Annotated in this window: 27 protein-coding genes; 16 read left to right on the forward strand and 11 right to left on the reverse strand. The window is 58.9% G+C overall.

Going from position 1 to position 25,497, the window contains the following annotated elements:
• Positions 1-77: 77 nt before the first annotated feature.
• The 3 genes from pdxH to anmK all read right to left on the reverse strand — a co-directional run bounded on the left by pdxH (position 78) and on the right by anmK (position 2,289).
• A complete protein-coding gene (pdxH, locus tag ACYF6X_RS09220) occupies positions 78-731 on the reverse strand; it encodes a pyridoxamine 5'-phosphate oxidase (protein WP_049201958.1) in 654 nt (217 codons plus the stop codon).
• Positions 732-819: 88 nt separating this feature from the next.
• A complete protein-coding gene (locus ACYF6X_RS09225; RefSeq protein WP_004931294.1) occupies positions 820-1,122 on the reverse strand; it encodes an MliC family protein in 303 nt (100 codons plus the stop codon).
• A 45-nt stretch (positions 1,123-1,167) separates the two neighbouring features.
• Entirely contained in the window at positions 1,168-2,289 is a 1,122-nt protein-coding gene (anmK, locus tag ACYF6X_RS09230) for an anhydro-N-acetylmuramic acid kinase (protein WP_063989726.1), read from the reverse strand.
• Between the two features lie 360 nt (positions 2,290-2,649).
• Here anmK and ACYF6X_RS09235 point away from each other — a divergent pair, with 360 nt between their 5' ends.
• Entirely contained in the window at positions 2,650-3,114 is a 465-nt protein-coding gene (locus tag ACYF6X_RS09235) for an outer membrane lipoprotein (protein WP_028128178.1), read from the forward strand.
• A gap of 93 nt (positions 3,115-3,207) precedes the next feature.
• Here the strand turns inward: ACYF6X_RS09235 and slyA are convergent, their stop codons facing one another.
• The gene (gene slyA / locus ACYF6X_RS09240; protein WP_038874827.1) at positions 3,208-3,639 is read right to left on the reverse strand and encodes a transcriptional regulator SlyA; all 432 of its coding nucleotides are present in this window, start codon (positions 3,637-3,639) and stop codon (positions 3,208-3,210) included.
• 180 nt (positions 3,640-3,819) lie between these two features.
• On the opposite strand from slyA, the gene ACYF6X_RS09245 reads away from it, so the two are divergent.
• Genes ACYF6X_RS09245 through ACYF6X_RS09255 form a run of 3 tightly spaced genes read left to right on the forward strand, consistent with a single transcriptional unit; the run spans position 3,820 to position 6,957 of the window.
• Positions 3,820-4,056: a DUF1656 domain-containing protein gene (locus tag ACYF6X_RS09245; RefSeq protein WP_074181202.1), complete on the forward strand. Its 237-nt coding sequence runs from the start codon at positions 3,820-3,822 to the stop codon at positions 4,054-4,056.
• A 3-nt stretch (positions 4,057-4,059) separates the two neighbouring features.
• On the forward strand, positions 4,060-4,923 hold the full coding sequence (locus ACYF6X_RS09250; protein WP_130017992.1) for an efflux RND transporter periplasmic adaptor subunit: 864 nt from the start codon (positions 4,060-4,062) through the stop codon (positions 4,921-4,923).
• A 3-nt stretch (positions 4,924-4,926) separates the two neighbouring features.
• Entirely contained in the window at positions 4,927-6,957 is a 2,031-nt protein-coding gene (locus ACYF6X_RS09255; protein WP_130017991.1) for an FUSC family protein, read from the forward strand.
• On the opposite strand, the gene sodC is transcribed toward ACYF6X_RS09255, so the two are convergent.
• Positions 6,958-7,479, reverse strand: a complete 522-nt coding sequence (gene sodC / locus ACYF6X_RS09260) for a superoxide dismutase family protein (RefSeq protein WP_063989723.1) — start codon at positions 7,477-7,479, stop codon at positions 6,958-6,960.
• A gap of 241 nt (positions 7,480-7,720) precedes the next feature.
• On the opposite strand from sodC, the gene ACYF6X_RS09265 reads away from it, so the two are divergent.
• Positions 7,721-9,565: a polyurethane esterase gene (locus tag ACYF6X_RS09265; protein WP_130017990.1), complete on the forward strand. Its 1,845-nt coding sequence runs from the start codon at positions 7,721-7,723 to the stop codon at positions 9,563-9,565.
• A gap of 61 nt (positions 9,566-9,626) precedes the next feature.
• On the opposite strand, the gene ACYF6X_RS09270 is transcribed toward ACYF6X_RS09265, so the two are convergent.
• From ACYF6X_RS09270 to ACYF6X_RS09280, 3 genes are all read right to left on the reverse strand, one after another.
• The gene (locus ACYF6X_RS09270) at positions 9,627-10,523 is read right to left on the reverse strand and encodes an aldo/keto reductase (RefSeq protein ID WP_063989721.1); all 897 of its coding nucleotides are present in this window, start codon (positions 10,521-10,523) and stop codon (positions 9,627-9,629) included.
• Positions 10,524-10,622: 99 nt separating this feature from the next.
• The gene (locus tag ACYF6X_RS09275; protein WP_019455980.1) at positions 10,623-10,862 is read right to left on the reverse strand and encodes a DUF1289 domain-containing protein; all 240 of its coding nucleotides are present in this window, start codon (positions 10,860-10,862) and stop codon (positions 10,623-10,625) included.
• Positions 10,863-10,883: 21 nt separating this feature from the next.
• Positions 10,884-11,813: a LysR substrate-binding domain-containing protein gene (locus tag ACYF6X_RS09280; protein ID WP_197816717.1), complete on the reverse strand. Its 930-nt coding sequence runs from the start codon at positions 11,811-11,813 to the stop codon at positions 10,884-10,886.
• A 138-nt stretch (positions 11,814-11,951) separates the two neighbouring features.
• On the opposite strand from ACYF6X_RS09280, the gene ACYF6X_RS09285 reads away from it, so the two are divergent.
• The 6 genes from ACYF6X_RS09285 to rnt all read left to right on the forward strand — a co-directional run bounded on the left by ACYF6X_RS09285 (position 11,952) and on the right by rnt (position 17,794).
• On the forward strand, positions 11,952-12,593 hold the full coding sequence (locus ACYF6X_RS09285) for an NAD(P)-dependent oxidoreductase (RefSeq protein ID WP_063989719.1): 642 nt from the start codon (positions 11,952-11,954) through the stop codon (positions 12,591-12,593).
• Between the two features lie 138 nt (positions 12,594-12,731).
• Positions 12,732-14,369, forward strand: a complete 1,638-nt coding sequence (gene eptA / locus ACYF6X_RS09290; protein WP_130017989.1) for a phosphoethanolamine transferase EptA — start codon at positions 12,732-12,734, stop codon at positions 14,367-14,369.
• A gap of 103 nt (positions 14,370-14,472) precedes the next feature.
• Complete coding sequence (locus ACYF6X_RS09295) at positions 14,473-15,093, forward strand: TetR/AcrR family transcriptional regulator (protein WP_063989717.1); 621 nt, start codon at positions 14,473-14,475, stop codon at positions 15,091-15,093.
• Positions 15,094-15,183: 90 nt separating this feature from the next.
• Positions 15,184-16,287: an alkene reductase gene (gene nemA / locus ACYF6X_RS09300; RefSeq protein ID WP_063989716.1), complete on the forward strand. Its 1,104-nt coding sequence runs from the start codon at positions 15,184-15,186 to the stop codon at positions 16,285-16,287.
• A gap of 337 nt (positions 16,288-16,624) precedes the next feature.
• On the forward strand, positions 16,625-17,032 hold the full coding sequence (gloA, locus tag ACYF6X_RS09305) for a lactoylglutathione lyase (protein WP_004931325.1): 408 nt from the start codon (positions 16,625-16,627) through the stop codon (positions 17,030-17,032).
• Positions 17,033-17,110: 78 nt separating this feature from the next.
• Positions 17,111-17,794 (forward strand): ribonuclease T, encoded by a 684-nt coding sequence (rnt, locus tag ACYF6X_RS09310; RefSeq protein WP_063989715.1) that lies wholly within the window; start codon positions 17,111-17,113, stop codon positions 17,792-17,794.
• Positions 17,795-17,861: 67 nt separating this feature from the next.
• Here rnt and ACYF6X_RS09315 read toward each other — a convergent pair whose 3' ends face one another.
• The gene (locus ACYF6X_RS09315) at positions 17,862-18,209 is read right to left on the reverse strand and encodes a Grx4 family monothiol glutaredoxin (protein WP_004931329.1); all 348 of its coding nucleotides are present in this window, start codon (positions 18,207-18,209) and stop codon (positions 17,862-17,864) included.
• A 416-nt stretch (positions 18,210-18,625) separates the two neighbouring features.
• On the opposite strand from ACYF6X_RS09315, the gene ACYF6X_RS09320 reads away from it, so the two are divergent.
• Positions 18,626-19,444, forward strand: coding sequence for a C40 family peptidase (locus ACYF6X_RS09320; RefSeq protein ID WP_130017988.1), 819 nt, complete (start codon positions 18,626-18,628; stop codon positions 19,442-19,444).
• 199 nt (positions 19,445-19,643) lie between these two features.
• A complete protein-coding gene (gene sodB, locus ACYF6X_RS09325; protein WP_063989714.1) occupies positions 19,644-20,222 on the forward strand; it encodes a superoxide dismutase [Fe] in 579 nt (192 codons plus the stop codon).
• Between the two features lie 61 nt (positions 20,223-20,283).
• Here the strand turns inward: sodB and cydH are convergent, their stop codons facing one another.
• Positions 20,284-20,373: a cytochrome bd-I oxidase subunit CydH gene (gene cydH, locus ACYF6X_RS09330; protein ID WP_019455989.1), complete on the reverse strand. Its 90-nt coding sequence runs from the start codon at positions 20,371-20,373 to the stop codon at positions 20,284-20,286.
• A 324-nt stretch (positions 20,374-20,697) separates the two neighbouring features.
• Here cydH and purR point away from each other — a divergent pair, with 324 nt between their 5' ends.
• Positions 20,698-21,723 carry an HTH-type transcriptional repressor PurR gene (purR, locus tag ACYF6X_RS09335; protein ID WP_033638375.1) on the forward strand — a complete coding sequence of 342 codons (1,026 nt, stop codon included), beginning with the start codon at positions 20,698-20,700 and terminating at the stop codon, positions 21,721-21,723.
• Here purR and punR read toward each other — a convergent pair.
• A complete protein-coding gene (gene punR, locus ACYF6X_RS09340; RefSeq protein ID WP_063989713.1) occupies positions 21,720-22,664 on the reverse strand; it encodes a DNA-binding transcriptional activator PunR in 945 nt (314 codons plus the stop codon). The two genes, purR and punR, sit on opposite strands and share 4 nt — an antisense overlap.
• Positions 22,665-22,787: 123 nt before the next feature.
• Here punR and punC point away from each other — a divergent pair, with 123 nt between their 5' ends.
• Positions 22,788-23,999 carry a purine nucleoside transporter PunC gene (gene punC, locus ACYF6X_RS09345; protein ID WP_107226869.1) on the forward strand — a complete coding sequence of 404 codons (1,212 nt, stop codon included), beginning with the start codon at positions 22,788-22,790 and terminating at the stop codon, positions 23,997-23,999.
• A gap of 344 nt (positions 24,000-24,343) precedes the next feature.
• Positions 24,344-25,495: a cyclopropane fatty acyl phospholipid synthase gene (gene cfa, locus ACYF6X_RS09350; RefSeq protein ID WP_038874787.1), complete on the forward strand. Its 1,152-nt coding sequence runs from the start codon at positions 24,344-24,346 to the stop codon at positions 25,493-25,495.
• Positions 25,496-25,497: the final 2 nt, after the last annotated feature.

The raw sequence follows: 25,497 nt of genomic DNA on the forward strand, positions 1-25,497 counted from the left end.
AAATAAAAATTCAGGGTAGCGCATAGAATAAAGCGCCGGCGGCGTCAGCACCAGCGCTTAGAGGGGATTTTCCGTCTTCAGGGTGCCAGTCGGTCAATTTTCCAGTCATTCCCGTCCCGCTGATACAGGAAACGGTCATGCAGGCGATGGGCGCCGCCCTGCCAGAACTCGACGGAGTCGAATTTCACGCGGAATCCGCCCCAGAAACTCGGCAACGGCACCTCGCCCTGCTGGAACTTCTGCTTCAGCTCGAGGAATTTGCTTTCCAGCACGCCACGTGCGGAAATGCGCGACGATTGCTGCGATACCCAGGCGCCGATCTGGCTGTCTTTCGGGCGACTGTTGAAATACTTCAGCACGTCGAGGGTCGACAGACGCTCCACCTGGCCAAGGAAAATCACCTGACGATCGAGCATGTGCCAGGGGAACAGCAGGCTGATATGCGGGTTGTGCGCCAGCTGCTGCGCCTTACGGCTGCCGAGGTTGGTGTAGAACACCAGCCCCTGCTCATCGAAATGCTTCAGCAGCACGATGCGTTGATAAGGCTGGCCGTGTTCGTCGACGGTCGCGACGCACATGGCGGTGGGATCGGCCAGGCGCGCGTCGCAGGCCTGTTTCAACCAACGCTCGAACAGTTCGAGCGGATTGGCGGTCAGATCGTTGCGGCGCAGGCCGCCTCGGGTGTATTCACGGCGCAGGTCCGCAACATCAAACTCATTCTTTTCAATCATCTGGGTTATCGACCAACTGAAAAATCCGTCGTTACATTCTGCGCCTGCGGCGTCAGGAACTCAATCGCTCCGACGCCGCCGCCGACCTTCACTCCGTCAACACGCAGTCGCTCATGACTACCTTGCCGTTGCGCTCAAGATAGGCGTTACGGTCTTTCGACCAAAAAGTGTATTTGCCGTCGCTGTATTTGGCACCGGTCAGCGCCAGCACCTGCTTAAGATGCAGCTGCTCGCCATCCATCAGCAGGCTGACTTCGCTCGCCTTGCCGTCGAGCGCCACCGTCAGCGGCGTAGTGCCGCACTGGTAGTGCATCGTCTGGCTGCTTTGAGGCAGGATGTAGCTGCAGCCGGACAGCGCCAGCGCGCCGGCGACGAAAATGACTTTTTTCATGCTGTTGCTCCTTAGAAAAATCCTTCACAGGCTATCCTAACAGAGCTAACGGCCCCCCAATGGCAAAACCGGATAAATCCCACCCAGCACCGTTTCACGGCTGGCGCCGGTCACTGAAGGCAGATTGCCGGGCTGGCCGGACAAGGTGCGAAACGCCAGCCAGGCGAACGCCAGCGCCTCCATATCGTCGCCGCTGACGCCGAAATCGTCGGTCAGACCGACCTCCGTACCCGGCAGCAACGCAGACAGGCGCGCCATCAGCAGCGTGTTGCGCGCTCCGCCGCCGCACACCAACAGACGCTCGCACCCACCGGCCAGCAGCACCTGTTCGCTGATGCTGACGGCGGTCAGCTCCGTGAGCGTGGCCTGCACGTCGACCGGCGCCATCGCCGGCAATCCGGCCAGCTGCCGCTCCAGCCAGGCGATATTGAAATACTCGCGGCCGGTGCTTTTCGGCGCCGGCAGCGCGAAGTATGGATCCGCCAGCATCTGCTGCAACAGCGGTAAACAAACCCGCCCCTGCATGGCCCAGCCGCCGTCCTGATCATAAGGTTGCGCGCGGTGGCGCCACACCCAGGCGTCCATCAGCATGTTGCCCGGCCCGGTATCGAAACCGCGCACCGGCGTACCGGGCAACAGCAGAGAAAGGTTGGCGATACCGCCGACGTTCAGCACCATGCGCCGCTCGACGGGATGCCCCAGCAGCGCCTGATGAAACGCCGGCACCAGCGGAGCGCCCTGCCCGCCGTAGGCCATGTCGCGCCGGCGGAAATCGCCGACGGTGGTGATATTGGTCAACGCGGCGATGCGGTTGTTATCGCCGAGCTGCATCGAGAAACGCGCGTCGCCTTCCGGCTCGTGCCACACCGTCTGGCCGTGGCAACCGATGGCGGTGATCTGTTCGGCGTCGATACCGGTTTGCTTCAGCAGGCCGAGTACCGCCTCGCCGAACAACGTGCCCAACTGCGCGTCCAACCGGCCGACGGCGGCCAGCGTGGTTTGCTGCCCCTGGCACATGCCCAGGATCTCTTTTTTCAACGTCATCGGCATCGGATGGCTATAGCTGGCCTGCTGCGCCACCATGCGATCGTCGATCGCGGCCAATACCACATCGATTCCGTCCAGACTGGTGCCGGACATGACACCTATATAGCGGCCTGACTTCATAGCAACATCCTCTAACCCGCGCGGTAAGCAAAATTTATCCTGACAAATAAACCAGAATTGCCGGATTAACGCCATGAATTATGATGCTTTTTTTACGCTCCGTGAGCCAGATGCCCCCTTGGCGCCGCTGTGGCACGGGTGATGTGTTAAACCGTGCCATAACAGGCGACGGAATGTCGCCAAGGCTGTCATAAAGGTAAACCGCGGTTTATTATTGGTTGAACAGAGAAAAGTTAAGCTGCATACAGCGATGAAGCATGGCGGTGCGTCAACTTTCAGCCATACTTTGTCTATCATTTTCACTGAATCTTGCCTGGAGAGCATTGCCAGGTTATGGACTACTACCATCAGGAGTTTTATATGATCAAGCGTCTTCTCGTCGTTGCCGTCGCCGCCGTTACGCTGGCTGGCTGTGCCAATGAATCCATGTCCGGCGATGTCTACTCGTCCTCGCAGGCCAAGCAGGTGCAAACCGTCACCTACGGGACGCTGGTTTCCGTGCGTCCGGTTAAAATTCAGGGCGGCGAAGGCTCCAACGCCATGGGGATGATCGGCGGCGCGGTGATTGGCGGGCTGTTGGGCAACACCGTTGGCGGCGGCACCGGCCGTACGCTGGCTACCGCGGCGGGCGCTATCGCCGGCGGCGCGGCGGGCAACAGCATCGGTGAAGTAGCTGGCCGTACCTCCGGCTACGAGCTGGAGATCAAAACCGACCAGAAAGAGAACATCGTGGTGGTACAGAAAGCGGGCGACACCAAGTTCAGCCCAGGCCAGCGCGTGCGCATGGCGCGCATGGGCGACACCATCACCGTCTCTCCGCTGTAAGCCAGTCGGCGACAAACGGCAAACCGGAGGCAATCGCCTCCGGTTTTATTTCTGATGCTGTGAAACTGTAATCGTAGAAAAATAAGAATATTATTATTTGTTCTGCAGTTCGGTGATATTTTGTTCTAACTTGCCAATCAGCCCTACCAACAGATGCACTTCATCGGCGGTAATGCCGCTTAAAATCTCACTGCGTGTAGACGTGATCACACTGTCCACTTCCCTGATGATCGGATCGGCCGCGTCGGTCAGCTTGATGCGCTTCGCGCGGCGATCGTTGGCACAGGTGTGGCGCGTGATCAGCCCTTTCTCCTCCAGTTGGTCCAGCGTACGAACCAGTGACGGCTGCTCGATACCGATCGCTTTGGCCAGCTGGATTTGCGACTGCTCCGGCGGCAAACGATTGATATTGTGCAAAGTGACCCAGTGCGTTTGGGTCAGCTCCAACGGCTTGAGCCGATGATCGATGAGCGCGCGCCAAACACGAACTAATCGTGCTAAATCTGAACCTAATGTTGACTCCACTTCCCCCTCCTTATAATTAGCATGCTAACATTACCTCCCAGAGTTTAGACTATTTTGGGTAACTCACATTAAAAACACAAATGTATATAATGTATATTGTGGAAATAGCCACTATTTTTAGCCGCTATTGTTTAATCGTTATGCAAATATTCAACATATTCACCCTTAGGGATTGTTAATGTGAATACATCATGGTTACACACCTCATCCCCCTTGCCCGATTTGGTCCTGGGGGCATCGCTTTATTTTCCACCTATATTTAAAGCTTTTTTACTAGGACTGGTCTTATGGCTGCTGATTCATCAGGTGCTGAGGGACTGGATGTATTCCGGTGAAATCTGGCATCCCATGTTGATGGACCTGTCCATTTTCGTTCTGACCGTCAGCGGTTCCTTATGGATTTTAGCGAGTTGGTAACCCATGCAGCGTAAAACATTAAAATACTTCTCTACGGTGATCGTCTGCGCCATTGCCGTCTGCGCCGGTTGGTGGCTCTGGAATTATTATATGCAATCCCCATGGACCCGTGATGGAAAAGTGCGCGCCGAACTCGTCAATATCACCCCTGAAGTCTCTGGAAGATTAGAGAAAATAAGCGCGAATGACAATCAGTTCGTACCTGCGGGAAGTCTGATTTTTACCCTCGACCCGGTGCCCTACCAGATTGCGCTGGACAATGCCGAGGCCGCAGTGGCAAAAGCGCAATCCGATCTGGCCAAAGCGGACCACGAGGCCGCCCGCCGTCGAGGTTTGCCGCGTAACGTTATTTCCGCTGAAGATTTGGACGCGTCGAATTTAGCCGCTCAGGCAATGAAGGCCGCCTATAAAGCCGCCCAGGCCAACCTGGAACAGGCCAAATGGAATTTGAGCAAAACCAAAATTTATGCGCCAACCGACGGTTATATCACCAACCTGCAAGCGCGAGTCGGAAACTACGCCAACGCCGGTACGCCCCTGGTGGCGTTGGTGGATGTGCATTCGTTTTATGTGCTCGGTTATTTCGAAGAAACCAAGCTGAAGCATATAAAAGAAGGCAATAAAGCGGACATCGTTTTATATAACGGCAACACGCCGCTGCAAGGGGAAGTAGAGAGCATCGGCCGCGCCATTTACGATCAGAGCGTCGACAGCAGCAACGATCTATTAATGGACGTTAAGCCTAATGTTCCCTGGGTGCGTTTGGCTCAGCGCGTGCCGGTACGGATAAAATTGCTCAACGTGCCCGCCGATTTGACGCTGGTCGCCGGCACCACCTGCACCATTTCGATTCATCAGCGGAACTAAAGTGTGAACCTGCCTTTTCTGGAGTGGAGCCGCACCCCCTGGGGTAAGGCGACCGGCGGCCAATGGCGCTATGCGCTGCGCAACTCGCTGGCGATGTGTCTCGCGCTATGGGTGGCGTTCGTGCTCGAGCTCGACGAACCCTATTGGGCGCTCACCTCCGCGGCGGTGGTGAGCTTCCCCACCATCGGCGGCGTGATCAGCAAAAGCATCGGCCGCATCTTCGGCAGCCTGATGGGTGCCGCCGCGTCGGTGGCAATCGCCGGCCACTGCCTGAACGATCCCTGGCTGTTTACGCTGTTCATCGCCGCCTGGATCGGGCTGTGTACCTATATCTCCAACCATTACCAAAACAACGTCTCTTACGCATTCGCGCTGGCGGGCTATACCGCCGCCATCATCGCCTTCGGCACGGTCAACGTCACCGATACCCAGCAGATCTTCGACATCGCGCAGGCGCGGGTTTGCGAAGTGATCACCGGCATTCTGTGCGGCGGATTGATGATGATGATTCTGCCCAGCACCTCGGACGGCGAAGCCCTGCTGACCTCGCTGCGGCGTATGCAGCTACGCCTGCTGGAGCACGCCGCCATGCTGTGGCAGCCGGAGATCACCGCGCAGATGCGCACCTCGCACGAGGGGGTCATCGGCCAGATCCTGACCATGAACCTGCTACGCATTCAGGCATTCTGGAGCCACTACCGGCTGCGGCGGCAAAACAACCTGCTCAACTACCTGCTGCACCAGCAGCTGCGCATTACCAGCGTCATTTCCAGCCTGCGCCGCATGCTGCTGAACTGGCCGGATCGCCCCGCCAATCTGATGCCGGTGCTGACACAACTGCTGGACGAGCTGCGCGATCCCGCCACCGATAAATACCGTTTGGCGCGCCTGCTCCAGCAGATCGTGCCGCAAGATGCTGCGGACTACCGCCATCGCGCCTTCTGGCTGCGGCTGCGCGATTTCTGCTGGCTTTACCTGCGCTGCAACCGCTGGCTGCTGCGATTGGAAAACGCCACGGCGGTCAGCGATCTCCAGCCGCCGCGCGTCACCTCGCTGGCGCGCCATACCGACAGCTACGAAGCCGCTTATAACGGCCTGCGCACCTTTTTATGCATCGTGATCGGCTGCGCCTACTGGATCAACACGCAGTGGGACGCCGGCAGCGCGGCACTGACGCTCACCGCCATCAGCTGCGTGCTCTACTCCTCCACGCCTTCGCCGATCAACAGCGTCAGCACCTTGCTCAAGGCGGTGCTGCTGCTCTCGGTCGCCTGCTTTGTGGTGAAATTCGGTTTGATGATCCAGATTGACGACTTCTGGGTGTTCTGCGCCTTCCTGTTCCCTATCCTGGTGACCATGCAAATGCTCAAGCTGCAGAATCCGCCTTATGCCGCGCTCTGGGGGCAGCTGATCGTCTTTATGGGATCGTTCCTGACCGTCAGCAATCCGCCGAGCTATGACTACCAGTCCTTCATCAATGACAACATCGGTAAAATCGTCGGCGTACTTCTGGCCGGGTTGGCGTTTCAGATCCTGCGCCCCAGTTCGGACAAGCGCAAAAGCCGCCGCATTATCCGCGCGCTGCGGCGCGATTTTATCGATCAACTGAGCAAACGGCCGCAGCAGAGCGAAAGCCAGTTCGAATCGCTGATCTATCATCGCATCAGCCAGCTCAATCAGAGTCAGGATCAGGAGGCCCGCACCTGGCTGCTGCGCTGGGGCGTGGTGCTGCTCAACTGCAGCCATATCGTCTGGCAGCTGCGCGACTGGCAGACCCGTTCCGATCCGCTGTCGGCGGTGCGCGACGTCTGTATCCACTGCCTGCGCGGCATCATGACGGAGAAAGGCGTGCAGCACAGTTCGCTGGACGCCACGCTGCAGGAGCTGTTGCGCATGAGCAACGCGTTGGCGCACCACCCGGAACAGGCGGCGCGCGATCTGGCCGGCCTGATCTGGCGGCTCTACTGCTCGCTGCAGCAGTTGCAGCAGGCGATGGGCCAGCCCGCCGCCGTACCGGCCGTTAGCGGCGGATGATCACTTGATCACCCCGCAGGCGAAACGCTCACCGCCGCCGCCAAGCGGCTGTGGATGATCCGAATGGTTATCGCCGCCGGCGTGCACCATCAGCGCCTTGCCCTCAATGTCGCTGATTTTTTTCAGCCGCGGCGCCAGCACCGGATAGTTTGCCATGCCGTCGGCGGCCACATAGATGGCCGGCAAATCGCCCAGGTGCCCGTCGGCATACGGCCCGAGGTGTTTCCCGGTCTTTTGCGGATCAAAATGCCCGCCGGCCGCCAGCGCCGCCACCGCTTTGCCGTCCTTCATGCCCGGTTCACAGCTGCCTTTCTCATGCACGTGGAAACCGTGTACCCCGGCCGGTAACGCTTTCAGGCTCGGCGTGAACAGCAGGCCGTAGGGCGTTTCGCTGATGACCACTTTGCCGATATCCTGACCGATCCCCTGCCCGGTCACCAGGTGCATCTCAACGTCGGTTGTCGCCGCCTGAGCCGCGCCACACGCCATCAGGCCGAGCGCTGCATACCAATAACGTTTCATCAATCAGTCTCCTTAATGACTATGTTGAGTTTTCAGTATAGAAGCCCCAACAGCGGCGCTGTTAGTCAACGCACAATCTCGTCAATTTGATTCGCATTATTAATACTTGGTGCTAATAATAATTTTACCGATGTTGGTCCTCTGACCAGCTGTCGTTCGGCTAACGTTGTTTCCCTGTTTCCACCGCCGACGCATGAGAGTTCACTTCCAGGCCAGGCGGCATACGTCATAAGGAACTGATATGGGCATCTTTAGCTATAAGGATCTGGACGAAAATGCGTCGAAGGCGCTGTTTTCCGACGCCTTGGCCATCTCTACCTACGCTTACCACAATATCGATAACGGCTTCGATGAGGGCTATCACCAGACCGGTTTCGGACTGGGCCTGCCGCTGACGCTGGTCACCGCGCTGATCGGCAGCACTCAGTCGCAGGGCGGCCTGCCCGGCATTCCCTGGAACCCCGATTCCGAACAGGCCGCGCAAGAGGCAGTGAATAACGCCGGCTGGTCGGTGATCAGCGCCGCGCAGCTGGGTTACGCCGGCAAAACCGATGCGCGCGGCACCTACTACGGCGAGACCGCCGGTTACACCACCGCTCAGGCCGAGGTGCTGGGCAAATATGACAGCGAAGGCAATCTCACCGCCATTGGCATCTCATTTCGCGGCACCAGCGGCCCGCGCGAGTTGTTGATCGGCGATACCATCGGCGATGTGATTAACGATCTGCTGGCCGGTTTCGGGCCAAAAGGCTACGCCGACGGCTATACGCTTAAAGCCTTCGGCAATCTGCTGGGCGACGTGGCGAAGTTCGCGCATGCGCACGGGCTGAGCGGCGAGGACGTGGTGGTCAGCGGCCATAGCCTCGGCGGGCTGGCGGTCAACAGCATGGCGGCGCAGAGCGACGCCAATTGGGGGGGCTTCTACGCGCAGTCCAACTATGTCGCCTTCGCCTCGCCGACCCAGTACGAAGCCGGCGGCAAGGTGATCAACATCGGCTACGAGAACGATCCGGTGTTCCGCGCGCTCGACGGCACCACGCTGACCGGGGCGTCGTTAGGCGTACACGATGCGCCCCATACCTCCGCCACCAACAATATCGTCAACTTCAACGACCACTACGCATCGGACGCCTGGAACCTGCTGCCGTTTTCCATTCTCAACATTCCGACCTGGCTGTCGCACCTGCCGTTCTTCTATCAGGACGGTCTGATGCGGGTGCTGAACTCCGAGTTTTATTCGCTGACCGACAAAGACTCGACCCTCATCGTCTCCAACCTGTCGAACGTGACACGCGGCAATACCTGGGTGGAAGACCTGAACCGCAACGCGGAAACGCACAGCGGGCCGACGTTTATCATCGGCAGCGACGGCAATGACCTGATCAAGGGTGGTAAAGGCAACGACTATCTCGAGGGCCGCGACGGCGACGATATCTTCCGCGACACAGGCGGCTATAACCTGATCGCCGGCGGCAAAGGGCACAATATCTTCGATACCCAACAGGCGTTGAAAAACACCGAGGTCGCCTACGACGGCAGCACGCTTTACCTGCGCGACGCCAAGGGTGGCATTACGCTGGCGGACGACATTGCTACCCTGCGCAGCAAAGAAACCTCCTGGCTTATCTTCAACAAAGAGGTGGACCATCAGGTGACCGCCGCCGGATTGAAATCGGACTCTGGCCTCAAAGCTTATGCCGCCGCCACCGCCGGCGGCGACGGCGATGACGCCCTGCAGGCCCGTAGCCACGACGCCTGGCTGTTCGGCAACGCCGGCAACGACACGCTGATCGGCCATGCCGGCGGCAACCTGACCTTCGTCGGCGGCAGCGGCGATGACATCCTGAAGGGCGTCGGCAACGGCAATACCTTCCTGTTCAGCGGTGACTTTGGCCGCGATCAGCTGTATGGCTTCAACGCCACCGATAAGCTGGTGTTTATCGGCACCGAAGGCGCCAGCGGGAATATCCGCGACTACGCCACGCAGCAAAACGACGATCTGGTGCTGGCCTTCGGCCACAGCCAGGTCACGCTGATCGGCGTCTCGCTCGAACACTTCAGCACCGATCAGGTGGTGTTGGCCTAAAGATCGGCGTAAAAAAAGCCGGGCGCTTTCGCCGCCCGGCTTTCCTCTTTTCTGCTCCGCCTTAAGGCACGTCATACCCCAGCGCCGCCTTGCGAATGCGGAACCACTGCTGGCGAGTCAGCCCCAGTTTCTGCGCCTTCAGCGCCGAACGCACCCGCTCAATCTTGCCGGAGCCGATAATCGGCAGCGGCGACGACGGCAGGCGCATCACCCAGGCGTACACCACCTGCTCGATGGTCTCGGCGCCGATCTCTTGCGCCACCCGCTGCAGCTCGTCGCGCAGCGGCTGGAACTCGGCATCGTTGAACAGACGCCCGCCGCCCAGGCAGGACCAGGCCATCGGCTTGATGCGCAGTTGCTGGCACTGATCGAGCGTGCCGTCGAGAATGGCCGGTTGATGAATCGGCGAGATCTCCACCTGGTTGGTCGCCAGCGAGAACGGCAGACGCGACTGAAGCAGCTGGAATTGCGCAGGCGTAAAGTTGGAAACGCCGAAATGGCGCACCTTACCGCTTTTATGCAGCGCGACGAAGGCTTCGGCCACGTCGTCAGCGTCCATCAACGGATCCGGCCGGTGAATCAGCAGCAGATCGAGGTAGTCGGTATGCAGATGGCGCAGCGACTGTTCCGCACTCTGCACGATATGATCGCGGTCGGTGATGTAATGCCCGATCGGGTTGCCGGGCTTGGCGGTGGTGGCGATGCCGCATTTGCTCACCAGCTCCAGCGACTGGCGCAGCGCCGGCTTCAGACGCAGCGCGTCACCGAACGCCTGTTCGCAGGCATAGCCGCCGTAGATATCCGCGTGGTCGGCGGTGGTGACGCCCAGTTCGACATGCTGTTCGATGAACGTCAGCAGCTGCTGCGGCGACATGCCCCATTCCATCAACCGCCAGTAACCGCAAATCATGCGGGAAAATTCAGGCCCCTGCGGCGCGAGACGAATACGTTCTACCATTGCGAAAACCTCATGACATTAGTTGTCAGCCAGCATACACAAGCCGGTGAGGCACAGGGAAGCGGTAAGCCACACGAACGTGCGGCAGATCAGGAAAGGTTAAAACAGCGACGGCTGTTCCGGCAGCGGCTCGTCGGGCGCTTTATTGGCGCGTTGCAGGCGCAGGAAACGTTGACGGCACAGGCGCAGCACCTCGCGCTTCTGCGCGTCGCTCATGCTCATCCAGCCGAAGCGCTCCTCGCGGCTGCGCAGGCAGCCACGGCAGAATCCGCGATCGTCGGCCTGGCAAATGCCGCGACACGGGCTGGGGATGTCGAAAAATTCAAGCTGCTGCGCCACGGGGCCTCCTGCGTTCTCTTGCTAATTGAAGACGCCATCGCCGCCGCTGGCAAGTCCCTTTTCGCCATTGCGGCGAAAATAGTCGCGCAAATAGCGCAGCGCCTGGCGACTTTTCTCCGGCACGTTGCGCTCGAGCGTCAGCGCGTGCAGCCGCAGCGCCGCCGGCCGCCACTCTGGCAACAGCAGCAACAGCTCGCCGCGCTGCAGCTCGTCGCCAATTTCATACAGCGGCTGAATGGAAATGCCCAGCCCGGCGCGGGTAAAGGCGCGCATCACGTTCATGCTCTCGCTGACGATCTGCCCTTCCGCCAGCCGCAGCTTAACCTGCTGACCGGACTGGTGCAGCAAGTCCAGATGGGACCCGCTGTAGCCACTGGAGATCCAGCGGTGCTGCACCAAATCCTGCGGTTTTTCCGGCACCCCATGCTGGCTGAGATAACGCGGCGCGGCGCACAGCACCATCGGCCACGCCGTCAGCGGGTGCGCGATCATATTGGCGTCCGCCAGCTGCCGGTTGGCCCGCAGCGCAATGTCGACCCGCTGCTCTATCATATCGACGATGCGATCGTCCGCCAGCACCCGCAGCGTCAGCTTGGGGTGCGCCTGCAACAGCGGTGCCAGCGCCTCCGCAAGCGATCGGCCGCCGATGCCGACCGGGGTGGCGATGCGCAGCTCGCCCACCAGCGTATCCCGCAGCTCCGCCAACCGCTGCTCCGCCTGCTGTGCCTGCTGCAGCATCGCCTCGCAGCCGGGGTAAAACGCCGCCCCCGCCTCGGTCAGCGCCAGACGGCGGGTGGAACGGTGCAGCAGCGGCACCCCGAGCGCCTTCTCCAGCGAACGCATGTGCTGGCTGACCGCCGACGGCGTCATGCCCAGCCGCCGCGCCGCGCCGGCCAACGACCCCTCCGCCACCACGGTGGCGAACACCGCCATTCGATTGAGTTTATCCACAATTATGAAGTTTTACTTAATCAAGAAAGCATGAATATGGCACTAATCACGGCTATTGTTAAGGACTAGAGTAGATCCCACGCAGCAGGCACATCGGCCTGCATGACGAGACTGACCCATTCCTGAAGGAGCATACAGATGAAAGTAGCCATTATTGGAGCAACCGGTTTTGTTGGCCGCCGCGTGGTGGATGAAGCGCTGGCTCGCGGCATTCAGGTGACGGCGATCGCCCGCCAGAAAAAAGATTTGCCGGAGCACGCCAATCTGACCGTCGCACTGGGCGACGTTGCCGATACCGCCTGGCTGGCGGGGCAATTGCGCGGTCAGGATGCGGTGATCAGCGCCTACAACCCCGGCTGGGGCGAAGACAACCTGTATGAGAAAACCACCCGCGGCGCCCAACAGATCCTCACCGCAGTCGAACAGGCCGGCGTCAAGCGCCTGCTGGTGGTCGGCGGCGCCGGCAGCCTGGAAGTGGCGCCGGGCGTTGAACTGGTGGATACGCCGCAGTTCCCGGACAATATCCGCCCCGGCGCGCAGGCGGTGCGCGATCTGCGCAACACACTGCGCAACGAATCGGCGCTCGACTGGACCTATCTCTCGCCGGCTGCCCTGCTGGAGCCGGGCAAACGCACCGGCCAGTTCCGCCTCGGCACCACACAACTGCTGATGAACGGCGAAGCGCCGGCCAGCATTTCGGTGGAAGACCTGGCGGTCGCCATCGTTGATGAGATTGAAAAACCTCAATTTATTCGCGCGCAATTCACCGCTGCCTACTAAACCGTCCCACCGCCAGGCCGCCCGGCCTGGCGGTTTTCGCGTATTCTCCGCCGCCAGTATTCTGAATTTCTAAGGTTTTCTTAAGTTTCATCCGGTAGATTTCACGACATTATCTACTTTCAGGATCCCGATTTGGCAATGTGGTTACGTCAACGCTTACAGTGCAACAGCCTCGGTTTTACCCTCGCCACCGCCCTGTTCTTCACTCTGTTTCAGAACGCGTTATTCCTGCATCGCGCCTGGTCGTATATCACCTTCGATAGCGTCCACAGCGTGATTTTCGCCGCCAGCATGCCGGTGGTGATCTTCTGTGCGCTGAATATCATCTTCAGCGTGTTGACTGTGCCCTACCTGCGCAAGCCGCTGATCATCTTTTTCTTGCTCGGCAGCGCCGCAGCCAACTATTTCATGTTCAGCTATGGTGTAGTGATCGACGGCAACATGATGCAAAACGCCTTCGAGACCAATCCTCAGGAAGCGACGGCGCTGCTGACGCCGCGTATGGGATTATGGCTGGCACTGCTTGGCATTCTGCCGGCGGTGGCGGTCTGCTTCACCCAAATTCGCCAGACTCGCCCCTGGTGGTACATGGTCGGACTGCGCGCCGCCAACGTCATGCTGTCGTTGGTGGTGATCCTGATCGTCGCCGCGCTGTTTTACAAAGACTACGCTTCGCTGATCCGCAACAATAAAAGCGTGGTGAAGATGTTGACGCCTTCCAACTTCGTGGCCGGCACCATCAAGTTTACCGAACAGCGTTATTTCACCCGCAATCTGCCGTTGGTAAAAATCGGTGAGGACGCGCGCAAAGGGCCGCTGATCGCCGGGCAGGCCAAGAAAACGCTGGTGATCCTGGTGGTAGGCGAAACCGCCCGCGCCGAAAACTTCTCCCTCGGGGGCTATGAACGCGAAACCAACCCGCGCCTGAAGCAGAATGACGTGGTCTACTTCAAGAACGCCAGCTCTTGCGGCACCGAAACGGCGATCTCCGTGCCCTGCATGTTCTCCAACATGCCGCGCAAGGAGTACGACGCGACTCAGGCAACGCATCAGGAAGGCGTGCTCGACGTGCTGGCGCATGCCGGCGTCAGCGTGCTGTGGCGCGATAACGACGGCGGCTGCAAAGGCGCCTGCGACCGGGTACCGCACATCGATATGACCAAGCTGAAACTGCCGCAGGACTGTGACGGCGAGGTTTGTATGGATAACGTGCTGCTGTACAAGCTGAACGACTATATCAATAGCCTGAAAGACGACGGCGTGATCGTGCTGCACCAGATGGGTAGCCACGGTCCGGCTTACTACCGCCGCAGCACCCCGGCGTTCCAGGCGTTTTCGCCGACCTGCAACAGCAATCAGATCCAGGATTGCAGCCATGAACAGCTGGTGAACACCTACGACAACTCCATCCTGTATACTGACGCGATGCTCGATGCCACTATCAAGCTGCTGCGGCAGTATGACGACCGGTTCAATACCGCGCTGGTCTATTTGTCCGATCACGGCGAATCGCTGGGGGAAAACGGCATGTATCTGCACGGCACGCCTTATGTCTTCGCGCCAAGTCAACAAACGCACGTGCCTTTCCTGATGTGGATGTCGGCCGACTATCAGCGCAACTTCGGCGTCGATCGCCAGTGCCTGAATACGCTGGCGGAAAAGGACGACGTGTCGCAGGACAACCTGTTCCACACCCTGCTGGGTATGCTGAACGTGCAGAGCCGCGAATATCAATCCCAGCTGGATATCCTGCAGCGTTGTCGCAACGCGGCGTAAGCGCTTAACTTCCGCGTGCCGCTGGGGCACAATAATTTGTAGACCACCGGCGTTTTGTGCGCCGGTTTTTTTATTCCCATTGACCTAGACCAATCGGTCTATTATGCTCGGCACCATGATGACTAAATCAACGCATTGCAACGTGGACACACGTGAACATCTGCTCGCTACCGGCGAAACCCTCAGCCTGCGCCTGGGCTTTACCGGCATGGGGCTGAGCGAACTGCTGGCCACTGCGGGCGTGCCGAAAGGCTCGTTCTACCACTATTTTCGCTCGAAGGAAGTCTTCGGCGAAGCGATGCTGCAACGCTATTTCGCCCATTATGATGCAGAAATGCAGGCGCTATTTGCCGACAGACGCGGCGATGCCCGCCACCAGCTGCTCGGCTATTACGCTCAGGCCATCAGCTACCACTGCCGCAGCGAATGCCACAACGCCTGCCTGGCGGTGAAGCTTTCCGCCGAGGTGAGCGATCTGTCGGAACCGATGCGCCATGCGCTGGAAACGGGCACCGCTCGCGTGATCGGCCACCTGCAGGAGGCCATCGAGCGCGGTATCGCCGAGGGCTCGCTGTCGGTGGCCATGAGCCCCGCGGCGACCGCAGAAACGCTGTATTCACTGTGGCTCGGTGCCTCGCTGCGCGCCAAGATACGTCACTCGTTGGCACCGCTGACCAGCGCGCTGGAAAGCATCGAGTTGCTGCTGCGCCCGCCGCAACCGTAACGGTAACAATTTCTTTTTATTGAAAAATGCAGTTCGTGGTTTTTTATCGCCCATTACTAGACGACCGGTCTATTAAATACAGGATGCACTATGAAGACTGAAAAATTGCTCTCTCCGCTGAAGGTTGGCGCCATCACCCTGCCCAACCGCGTGTTTATGGCTCCGCTGACGCGTCTGCGTAGCATCGAGCCGGGCGACATTCCTACGCCGCTGATGGCGGAATATTACGCACAGCGCGCCGGCGCCGGCCTGATTGTGACCGAAGCGACCCAGGTTTCCTTCCAGGCGAAAGGCTACGCCGGCGCACCGGGGTTGCATACCCCGGAGCAGATCGCCGCATGGAAAAACATCACGCAGGCAGTGCATGATAAAAACGGCCATATCGCCGTACAGCTGTGGCACGTAGGCCGCATCTCCCACGCCAGTCTGCAGCCGGGCGGGCAAGCACCGGTCGCGCCTTCGGCAATCAACGCCGAAACTCGTACCACCGTGCGTGATGAAACCGGCGCCTGGGTGCGCGTACCGACCTCCACGCCGCGTGCACTCGAAACCAGCGAGATCCCGGGCATCGTCAACGATTTCCGCCAGGCGACCGCCAACGCACGGGAAGCCGGCTTCGACTTCATCGAACTGCATGCGGCCCACGGCTATCTGCTGCACCAGTTCATGTCACCCGCTTCCAACCAGCGTACCGATCAATACGGTGGCAGCATTGAGAACCGCACCCGCCTGACGCTGGAAGTGGTCGACGCCACCATCGCCGAATGGGGTTCCGAGCACATCGGTATTCGTATCTCGCCGCTGGGGCCATTCAATGGGCTGGACAACGGTGAAGATCAGGAAGAAGCGGCGCTGTATCTGGTGGAAGAGTTGAATAAGCGCAACATCGCCTACTTGCACATCTCCGAACCGGACTGGGCCGGCGGCAAACCGTATTCCGACGCCTTCCGCGACTCGGTACGCGCCCACTTTAAAGGGGTGATCGTCGGCGCCGGCGCCTACACCGCCGAAAAAGCCGAAGCGTTGATCGAAAAAGGCTTCATCGACGCGGTGGCCTTCGGCCGCAGCTACATCGCCAACCCGGATCTGGTCGAGCGCTTCCGCCAGCATGCGCCGCTGAACGAGCCTAAGCCGGAAAGCTTCTACGGCGGCGGCGCCGAAGGCTATACCGACTATCCGTTTCTGGCGAAGTAACCCGTTCTGACCCCAACGGCCATGCGACTGCCTGGCCGTTTTTTTATGCGCCGCGCACAAAAAGGCCCGCACAAGGCGGGCCGGGGTTCCCTGGTGTTGGTCTCTATTGCCGTTCGATTTTTACACGATTGCCGCTGGAATAGATAATTGATTGTGCAGATCAATTACTCTGTATCGATCGGTACGCTCGATCAATATTTAGACACCACCGTCGCGATTTCGGCAAGTGACATTGTCACACACTCGTCACGTTGAATTCCCTTGCGGGACAAGGCTATACTCGCTTGTGCTTCAATCCACCCGCCGTCTGCCACGGCACAGTCAATTCAGAGGAATTATGCGCTTACTCCATACCATGATCCGCGTCGGTGACCTGCAACGCGCCATCGACTTCTACACCAAGGTATTAGGCATGCGCCTGCTGCGCACCAGCGAAAACCCAGAGTACAAATACTCGCTGGCTTTCGTCGGCTATACGGAAGAGAGCGAAGGCGCGGTTATCGAACTGACCTATAACTGGGGCACCGACAGCTACGACATGGGCACCGCCTTTGGCCACCTGGCGCTGGGCGTGGACGACGTTGCCGCCACCTGCGACAGCATCCGCCGCGCAGGCGGCAAGGTCACCCGCGAAGCCGGCCCGGTGAAAGGCGGCACCACGGTCATCGCCTTCGTCGAAGATCCGGACGGCTACAAAATCGAGCTGATCGAAAACAAACACGCCGGTCAGGGCCTCGGCCACTAAGCCTCCCCTTCAGGGCGCGCTGCGCCCTGCTGATTCTCCGCGCGATAGCGCCTGCAACCGGGCGCAAAATTTGCCATAATGCGCGCTGCATTCGATGAAGATAAGAAACTGATGGCCGAAAAAAGTGATCTTAACGCCCTGAGTGGTCGTTTTCGTGGGTTTTATCCCGTAGTAATAGATGTTGAAACCGCCGGCTTCAACGCCAATACCGATGCGTTGCTGGAGATCGCCGCCGTCACGCTGAAAATGGATGAAGATGGCTGGCTGCAGCGGGACGAGACCCTGCACTTCCACGTGGAGCCTTTCGAGGGCGCCAACCTGCAGCCGGAAGCGCTGGCGTTTAACGGCATCGATCCGCACAATCCGCTGCGCGGCGCGGTCAGCGAATATGACGCGCTGCACGCCATTTTCAAAGCGGTGCGCAAAGGGCTCAAGGATCGCGGTTGCAACCGGGCCATTATCGTGGCGCACAACGCCAACTTCGATCACAGCTTCCTGATGGCCGCAGCCGAACGCGCCGGCCTGAAGCGCAACCCGTTCCATCCGTTCGCCACCTTCGACACCGCCGCGCTGAGCGGCCTGGTGCTGGGCCAAACGGTGTTGGCGAAAGCCTGTATCGCCGCCGGCATGCCGTTCGACAGCAGCCAGGCGCACTCTGCGCTGTACGACACCGAGCAAACCGCCCTGCTGTTTTGCGAGCTGGTTAACCGCTGGAAACGTCTCGGCGGCTGGCCGCTGCCCGTCGCCGATCTCGCCGAGTAAACCAACAAAAAAGGCGGCCCAGTTTGCACTGGCGCCGCCCGTTACGCGATAACCGCAAGCCTGTCGATTAAGACTGCTGGTCTTCCTGCGCTTTATACTTTTCTGCCGTTTCTTTGATCAGCTGCTGCAGTTCGCCGCGCTGATACATCTCGATGATGATATCGCAACCGCCGACCAGCTCACCGTCTACCCACAGCTGCGGGAACGTCGGCCAGTTGGCGTATTTTGGCAGCTCGGCGCGAATGTCCGGGTTTTGCAGAATGTCCACGTAGGCGAAACGTTCGCCGCAGGCGGACAGCGCTTGCACAGCCTGTGCGGAGAAGCCGCAGCTCGGCAGCTTTGGCGAACCTTTCATGTACAGCAGAATCGGGTTTTCAGCGATCTGGTGCTGAATTTTTTCAAGTGTCGTCGTCATTTATTGCTTCCTCAAGCCACATTTCATGGCTACAACATGCATCACGCGGGCTATTGTAGCGGCTGGAACAGTCGCAAGAAAACGCCATCTTTTGCAAGGATATTCGCCCGCTACCGATCGCGTTTCACCGGCCACGTCATTCCGGTCAAAACATACGTTGAGAATAACATTTTTAATCCGACCATTTCACTAATATATTGCTTGGCGATGACGACGGGGATTAATTATATCCACAGCCACCCAGCGGTGCTTTTTTATACACCAACGGACTGATTTTGAACCAAAAAAAATGTCATTAACGTTTTCTCACAATATGGATTATTATTTATGAGTTCTTCGCTGTTTTATATGGCGAAATTCGGGAATACTGTAACTCTTTCGATATCCGCTTCGGGGCCAAGGTTGGTGACGTCGACATGCGTTTAATTCTTACGCTCTTTGCGCTGCTGTTTACGCAGCTCTTCTTCAATTTGGCGCACGCTGCGCCACAGGCGCGTGTTGCCGCCGAGCAGCGTAAAAGCCATGCTAATGAAGCGCGGCCCGATGACCGCAGAAAAAAGAAAGCGGACAAAGCCGCTAAAAAAGCCAAAGTGACGGCCCCTGCGAAAAAAACCAAGACCGCCAAGGCGAAAAGCGAGAAAAGCGCGAAAAAGATCGTCAGCGCCAAACCCAAGGCCAAAGCACAGAAAACCGCCAAGATTAAAGTCACCCCGCCGAAAAAGGGCTATAAAAAAGGCTATGGTCGCCATCGCGAAGCCGGTATGGCCACCGCCAAACTGGCGCGTGATGAAAAGCCGTTAAAACTCAGCCCGGCGCACAAAAAACGCTACCAGCATGCCAAGCAGACCGCGATGGCCAAGCTGATGGATCAGATGGGCAAGCCTTATCGCTGGGGCGGCAGTTCGCCGCGCACCGGTTTCGACTGCAGCGGCCTTATCTATTACGCCTATAAAGACGTGGTGAAAATCAAAATGCCGCGCACCGCCAACGAAATGTATCACCTGCGCGACGCGGCGCCGATCAAGAAAAGCGAACTGGAAAGCGGCGATCTGGTGTTCTTCCGCATCAACAACCGCGGCGTGGCGGACCATGTTGGCGTCTACCTGGGCAACGGCAAATTCATCCAGTCGCCGCGCACCGGCGAAGAGATCCGCATCAGCCAGCTCGACAATGACTATTGGCAGAACCACTACATCGGCGCACGCCGCGTAGTGACGCCGAAAACCATTCGTTAATGCCCTGCTCTGCGCGGTTGCGGCCTGGGTCGCAACCGCCTGTTCAAGCTCTCGCCCATCGCACCACCCCACGCGCATTTCTCGCTTTTCTTCCTGTTTTTTATGATGAAAATTGTTAAGATTGAAAGACCACAATAAAAAACGGCCCATATGACTCTCGCCCCGGCGGGAAGCGAATGGCGCTGTAAAGGAGGAAGCAATGTCGTTTGAATTACCTGCATTACCGTATGAGAAAAACGCGCTCGAGCCGCACATCTCCGCCGAGACCCTGGAATACCACTACGGCAAACACCACAACACCTACGTGGTTAACCTGAACAACCTGGTGAAAGGCAGCGAATTCGAGGGCAAATCGCTCGAAGAGATCATCAAGACCTCTGACGGCGGCGTCTTCAACAACGCCGCGCAGGTGTGGAACCACACCTTCTACTGGCACTGCCTGTCGCCACAGGGCGGCGGTGAACCGCAGGGCGAACTGGCGGCGGCGATCGTCAAATCCTTCGGCTCCTTCGCTGCGTTCAAAGAGCAGTTCACCGATGCCGCAGTGAAAAACTTCGGCGCCGGCTGGACCTGGCTGGTGAAAAAACCGGACGGCGCGCTGGCGATCGTCAACACCTCCAACGCGGCCACCCCGCTGACCGGTGAAGACAAACCGCTGCTGACCGTTGACGTGTGGGAACACGCGTATTACATCGATTACCGCAATGCGCGTCCAAAATACCTGGAAAACTTCTGGGCGTTGGTCAACTGGACCTTCGCCGCGGAAAACCTGGCGTAAGCGCAGGTTCTGAGGTGATGAGGCGCAGCCAGGCTGCGCCTTTTTTATAACCGGGGGTAAATCAGTTCAACGCGGCAACGAAGCTGAAAGCGATAATGACCGCCAACGCGCAGACGGTGGTAAACAGCGACATCTTCAATTCGGTATCCATGACAACTCCTTTAAAATGGGCTTTCCTAAGGATAAAAGGCGCACAATTAGTACGTCAAATCATTTTCCCACAGTTCGCCGATAAAATCTTGTTATCATTTCCCGGTTTATAATCTCGATTACCTCTTCCACTTTTGTTCAATATGCGACAAAATTCGCAGTTCACAACTGCGTACCGGCATCCATGCCCCTCCTGACTAAGCGCTGAAGACTTCAACACACTAAAAACTCAGTTTTCGCTTCTCTGGAGAAGGATCTACGTAGGCAAACGATTAACATCACACTTACATGCTGTAAACATGTGAGTTCAGGAGTCATTCCTTACATGGCAACGATTAAAGATGTGGCCAAACGCGCGGGCGTTTCCACCACCACCGTTTCGCACGTCATCAATAAGACTCGTTTCGTCGCCGAAGAGACCAAAGCGGCCGTGTGGGCCGCCATCAAAGAGCTGCACTACTCGCCGAGCGCCGTGGCGCGCAGCCTGAAAGTCAATCACACCAAGTCGATCGGCCTGCTGGCCACCTCGAGCGAAGCGCCCTACTTTGCCGAAGTGATCGAGGCGGTGGAAAACAGCTGCTACAGCAAGGGCTACACCCTGATCCTGTGCAACTCGCACAACAATCTGGACAAGCAGCGCGCCTACCTGGCGATGCTGGCGCAAAAGCGCGTCGACGGCCTGCTGGTCATGTGCTCCGAGTACCCCGATCAGCTGCTGGGCATGCTGGAAGACTACCGTAATATCCCGATGGTGGTGATGGACTGGGGCGCCGCGCGCGGCGACTTCACCGATACCATCATCGATAACGCGTTCGAAGGCGGCTATCTGGCCGGCCGTTATCTGATCGAGCGCGGCCACCGCGATATCGGCGCCATTCCGGGCCAGCTGTCGCGCAACACCGGCGGCGGCCGTCATCAGGGCTTTATGAAGGCGCTGCAGGAAGCGCATATCGACATTCGCGAAGAGTGGATCGTCCAGGGTGACTTCGAGCCGGAGTCCGGCTACAAGGCGATGCACCAAATCCTGTCGCAAAAACAGCGGCCGACCGCGGTATTCTGCGGCGGCGACATCATGGCGATGGGCGCCATCTGCGCGGCCGACGAGCTGGGGCTGCGGGTGCCACAGGATATTTCCGTGATCGGCTATGACAACGTGCGCAACGCCCGCTACTTCACCCCGGCGCTGACCACCATTCACCAGCCTAAAGAACGCCTGGGCGAAATGGCCTTCACCATGCTGCTGGATCGCATTATCAGCAAGCGCGAAGAGTCGCAGGTGATCGAAGTGCATCCGAAGCTGATCGAACGCCGCTCGGTCGCCGACGGCCCGTTCATCGACTACCGCCGCTAATCCCTCGCGCCGGAAGCCTGCGCGGCTTCCGGTTCCACCTCGCTCAGCCATTCCTGATTCAGCGTTTCCCCATCGCCAAGATACGCCAGCAGCCAGCTCATCGCCGGTGACGGTTTATCCTGCTGCCAGGTCAGGCAGCAAGGGCTGGCGGGAAACGGCTGCTGCAACTGCAACGCCGTCAGCTCACCGCGCTGCACCCGCGGCAGCGCCCGATGTGCCGGCATCATGCCGACGCACAGCCCGGCGCACAAACAGTCGAGCGCCGAAGTCCAGTCCGGCACCACCAGCCGTCGCTGGTTATCCAGCGTCCAGGTGACGCGCTTGGGCAGATTGCGCGAGGTGTCCTCCAGGCAAAGCGAAGGGTATGGCCGCAGCTGATCGTCATTCAGCGGCCCCGTCAACTGCGCCAGCGGATGTTGCGGGCTGGCCACGCACAGCCAGTTCATATAACCCATGTCGCGAAAGGCGAAGCCGCCGCCGACCGGCACCGCACGGGTGGCGCCGATCGCCATGTCCGCTCTGCCGTCCACCAAGGCATCCCACACGCCGTTGAACACCTCGGGTTGCAGCATCAATTCGACGTCGGGGAAATGACGGTAGAAATCCAGCACCAGTTGGCGGCTGCGCTGCGGTTTGACGATGATGTCGACCGCGATATTCAGCTGGCCGCGCCACCCGTTAGCCACCTGCTGACAGTGGCGGCGAGTGTCGAGCATTTTTTTGATAACAACTCGCGCATCCTTGATAAACAACGCGCCGGCCGGCGTCAACTCCACGTCGCGGTGACGCCGCTCAAACAGCGGCACCGCCAGCCATTGCTCCAGCTGCCGTACGGTATAGCTCACCGCCGACGGCACCCGGTGCAGCTCCTGCGCCGCCGCGCTGAAACTGCCGGTACGCGCCACTGCGTCGACCACTTCAAGAGAATATTCAGACCACATCGCTTTGCCTTCAATTTTTTTAACAGCACTTTGCAAATATTACCGTTTCACAAGCAGAGATCCAGCCGGATACACTGGCCGGCGCTAAAAACCTGCGACACTAAAATATTAACGAGAAATACCATGCGAAATTCCTTTGGCTTTATGTTCTACCTCGCCGGCCTGAGCATGCTGGGTTATCTGGCGACCGATATGTACCTCCCCGCCTTCGGCGCCATGCGGGAGGAACTGCAAATTTCCGCCGGCGCGGTGAGCGCCAGCCTGAGCATCTTCCTGGCCGGCTTCGCCTTCGCGCAGCTGCTGTGGGGGCCGCTCTCCGACCGCCTGGGCCGCAAACCGGTATTATTGATCGGCCTGACGCTGTTCGCCCTCGGCTGCCTGGGCATGCTGTGGGTAGAGAACGCCGTGCAGCTCTGGATCCTGCGCTTTATTCAGGCCGTCGGCGTCTGTTCCGCCGCCGCCATCTGGCAAGCGCTGGTGGTCGACCGCTATCGCGAAGGCCAGGCCAACCGCGTATTCGCCACCATCATGCCGCTGGTCGCGCTGTCGCCGGCGCTGGCGCCGCTGCTGGGCGCCTGGCTGTTGAACCACGCCAGCTGGCGCGCGATCTTCGCCGTGCTGCTGGCCATCACCGTACTGCTGCTGCTACCGACGCTGATGCTCAAAGAGCGCGCCAAAACGCAGCCCACCGCCGAGGCGCCAAAAAACGGCGTCAGCTTCTGGCGACTGTTGAAATCCCCGGTGTTCAGCGGCAACGTCGCCATGTATGCCGCCTGCTCGGCAGGCTTCTTCGCCTGGCTGACCGGCTCGCCGTTCATCCTCGGTGATATGGGCTATGGCCCGAGCGACATCGGTCTGAGCTATGTGCCGCAGACGCTGGCTTTCCTGCTGGGGGGCTATGGCTGCCGTGCCGCGCTCAAGCGCATCAATGGCAAAACCCTGCTGCCGTGGCTGCTGGTAGCTTATGGTGTCAGCATGGTGGCGCTGTATCTGGTGGCGACCCTGACCGCACCGACGCTCACCACGCTGCTGATCCCGTTCTGCGTGATGGCGCTGGTCAACGGCGCCGGCTACCCGATCATGGTGGCGAATGCGCTGATGCCGTTCCCGGAAAGCAGTGGCAAGGCCGCCGCGCTGCAAAATACGCTGCAGCTGGGGCTGTGCTTTGTGGCGAGCATGCTGGTGTCGGCGTTCATTGCCCAGCCGCTGTTGGCGACGGTGACGGTAATGGTATCGACGGTGATCCTGGCCGCGCTGGGGTATTTCCTGCAGCGGGGAAAAGCGGCTGACGCGCAGCAAAAAGCGCAGCGGGAACATGCTAACTCAGCGTCATAATTACCAAGTTTAATAATCACTTAAAGAATATGTGTGCCGAGTGCGATTTACAGTTGAGTCAACGCCTCGGCACGCCTATACTCAAAAACAACCTTGTAAAGTAACACCTTATAATCTCTATATCTCAATTAGCACTTGTGTACGCGCTTTGCGTCACACTCTTTTTTTAAGGATGCGTTTATCCCGCGCCGTTCGCGCCGGGTCGTTTCTTTAAATTTCCTCTGTTCATAGTCGGATATCAGACGCCGCGGGCCTATTTTCCGCCGGTAAACGTATGCACCCGCAGAAATTGTCTAAGCTGTTTCCTAACGGGTCATCAGTCAGAAGAAGGTGATGGAGAAGCTATGAGTTCATCGTGTATAGAAGATCTGAGCATCCAGGACAATCAGTGGTACCGTATCGCGCACGAAATGCTCGGTCTGGCCGGCATTGAAATCAACGGATCGCGCCCTTTCGATATTCAGGTTAAAAACCCCGATTTCTTTAAACGCGTCCTGCAGCAAGGGTCGCTGGGCCTGGGCGAAAGCTACATGGACGGTTGGTGGGAGTGCGAACGGCTGGATATGTTCTTCCAGCGCGTGGTCAGCGCCGGGCTGGAGAAGAAACTCCCCCACCACCTGAAAGATACCCTGCGTATCGCCGCCGCGCGCCTGACCAACCTGCAATCGAAAAAGCGCGCCTGGATCGTCGGCAAAGAACATTACGATCTCGGCAACGATCTGTTTACCCTGATGCTCGATCCTTACATGCAATATTCCTGCGGCTACTGGAAAGACGCCACCACGCTGGAGGAAGCGCAGGAAGCGAAGCTGCGGATGATCTGCGAAAAACTGCAGCTGCAGCCAGGTATGCGCCTGCTGGACATCGGCTGCGGCTGGGGCGGTCTTTCCGCCTATGCGGCGAAGCATTACGGCGTGTCAGTGGTCGGCGTAACCATTTCTGCCGAACAGCAGAAGCTGGCTCAGGCGCGCTGCGCCGGGCTGGATGTGCAGATCCTGCTGCAGGATTACCGCGATCTGCATCAGCAGTTCGATCGCATCGTCTCGGTCGGCATGTTCGAGCACGTCGGGCCGAAAAACTACCGCACCTATTTCAACGTGGTAGAGCGCAATCTGGCGCCGCACGGCCTGTTCCTGCTGCACACTATCGGCTCCAACAAAACCGACATGAACGTCGATCCGTGGATCAACAAGTACATTTTCCCGAACGGCTGTCTGCCTTCAGTGAGCCATATCGCCGAAGCCAGCGAAGGCCATTTCGTGATGGAAGACTGGCACAACATCGGTGCCGACTACGATCGCACGCTGATGGCCTGGTTCGAACGCTTCAAGCAGGCGTGGCCGCAGCTTGCCCCGCGCTATTCCGAACGCTTCGAGCGGATGTTCAGCTACTACCTGAATGCCTGCGCCGGCGCGTTCCGGGCGCGCGATCTGCAGCTGTGGCAGGTGGTGTTCAGCCCGAAAGGCGTTGAAGGCGGCATCCGCGTCGCCCGTTGAAT

The sequence above is a fragment of the Serratia sp. ID 25-353 genome (genome assembly GCF_054792795.1).

Coding starts and splice junctions, on each gene's coding strand:
- ACYF6X_RS09285 (WP_063989719.1), top strand. CDS start 11,952: ATGAAAGTAGCCATTATTGGAGCAACCGGTTTTGTTGGCCGCCGCGTG.
- purR (WP_033638375.1), top strand. CDS start 20,698: ATGGCAACGATTAAAGATGTGGCCAAACGCGCGGGCGTTTCCACCACC.
- ACYF6X_RS09225 (WP_004931294.1), bottom strand. CDS start 1,122: ATGAAAAAAGTCATTTTCGTCGCCGGCGCGCTGGCGCTGTCCGGCTGC.
- punR (WP_063989713.1), bottom strand. CDS start 22,664: ATGTGGTCTGAATATTCTCTTGAAGTGGTCGACGCAGTGGCGCGTACC.
- sodC (WP_063989723.1), bottom strand. CDS start 7,479: ATGAAACGTTATTGGTATGCAGCGCTCGGCCTGATGGCGTGTGGCGCG.
- punC (WP_107226869.1), top strand. CDS start 22,788: ATGCGAAATTCCTTTGGCTTTATGTTCTACCTCGCCGGCCTGAGCATG.
- ACYF6X_RS09315 (WP_004931329.1), bottom strand. CDS start 18,209: ATGACGACGACACTTGAAAAAATTCAGCACCAGATCGCTGAAAACCCG.
- cfa (WP_038874787.1), top strand. CDS start 24,344: ATGAGTTCATCGTGTATAGAAGATCTGAGCATCCAGGACAATCAGTGG.
- gloA (WP_004931325.1), top strand. CDS start 16,625: ATGCGCTTACTCCATACCATGATCCGCGTCGGTGACCTGCAACGCGCC.
- cydH (WP_019455989.1), bottom strand. CDS start 20,373: ATGGATACCGAATTGAAGATGTCGCTGTTTACCACCGTCTGCGCGTTG.
- ACYF6X_RS09265 (WP_130017990.1), top strand. CDS start 7,721: ATGGGCATCTTTAGCTATAAGGATCTGGACGAAAATGCGTCGAAGGCG.
- ACYF6X_RS09320 (WP_130017988.1), top strand. CDS start 18,626: ATGCGTTTAATTCTTACGCTCTTTGCGCTGCTGTTTACGCAGCTCTTC.
- nemA (WP_063989716.1), top strand. CDS start 15,184: ATGAAGACTGAAAAATTGCTCTCTCCGCTGAAGGTTGGCGCCATCACC.
- ACYF6X_RS09270 (WP_063989721.1), bottom strand. CDS start 10,523: ATGGTAGAACGTATTCGTCTCGCGCCGCAGGGGCCTGAATTTTCCCGC.
- ACYF6X_RS09250 (WP_130017992.1), top strand. CDS start 4,060: ATGCAGCGTAAAACATTAAAATACTTCTCTACGGTGATCGTCTGCGCC.
- rnt (WP_063989715.1), top strand. CDS start 17,111: ATGCGCGCTGCATTCGATGAAGATAAGAAACTGATGGCCGAAAAAAGT.
- pdxH (WP_049201958.1), bottom strand. CDS start 731: ATGATTGAAAAGAATGAGTTTGATGTTGCGGACCTGCGCCGTGAATAC.
- ACYF6X_RS09295 (WP_063989717.1), top strand. CDS start 14,473: ATGCTCGGCACCATGATGACTAAATCAACGCATTGCAACGTGGACACA.
- ACYF6X_RS09235 (WP_028128178.1), top strand. CDS start 2,650: ATGATCAAGCGTCTTCTCGTCGTTGCCGTCGCCGCCGTTACGCTGGCT.
- anmK (WP_063989726.1), bottom strand. CDS start 2,289: ATGAAGTCAGGCCGCTATATAGGTGTCATGTCCGGCACCAGTCTGGAC.
- sodB (WP_063989714.1), top strand. CDS start 19,644: ATGTCGTTTGAATTACCTGCATTACCGTATGAGAAAAACGCGCTCGAG.
- eptA (WP_130017989.1), top strand. CDS start 12,732: ATGTGGTTACGTCAACGCTTACAGTGCAACAGCCTCGGTTTTACCCTC.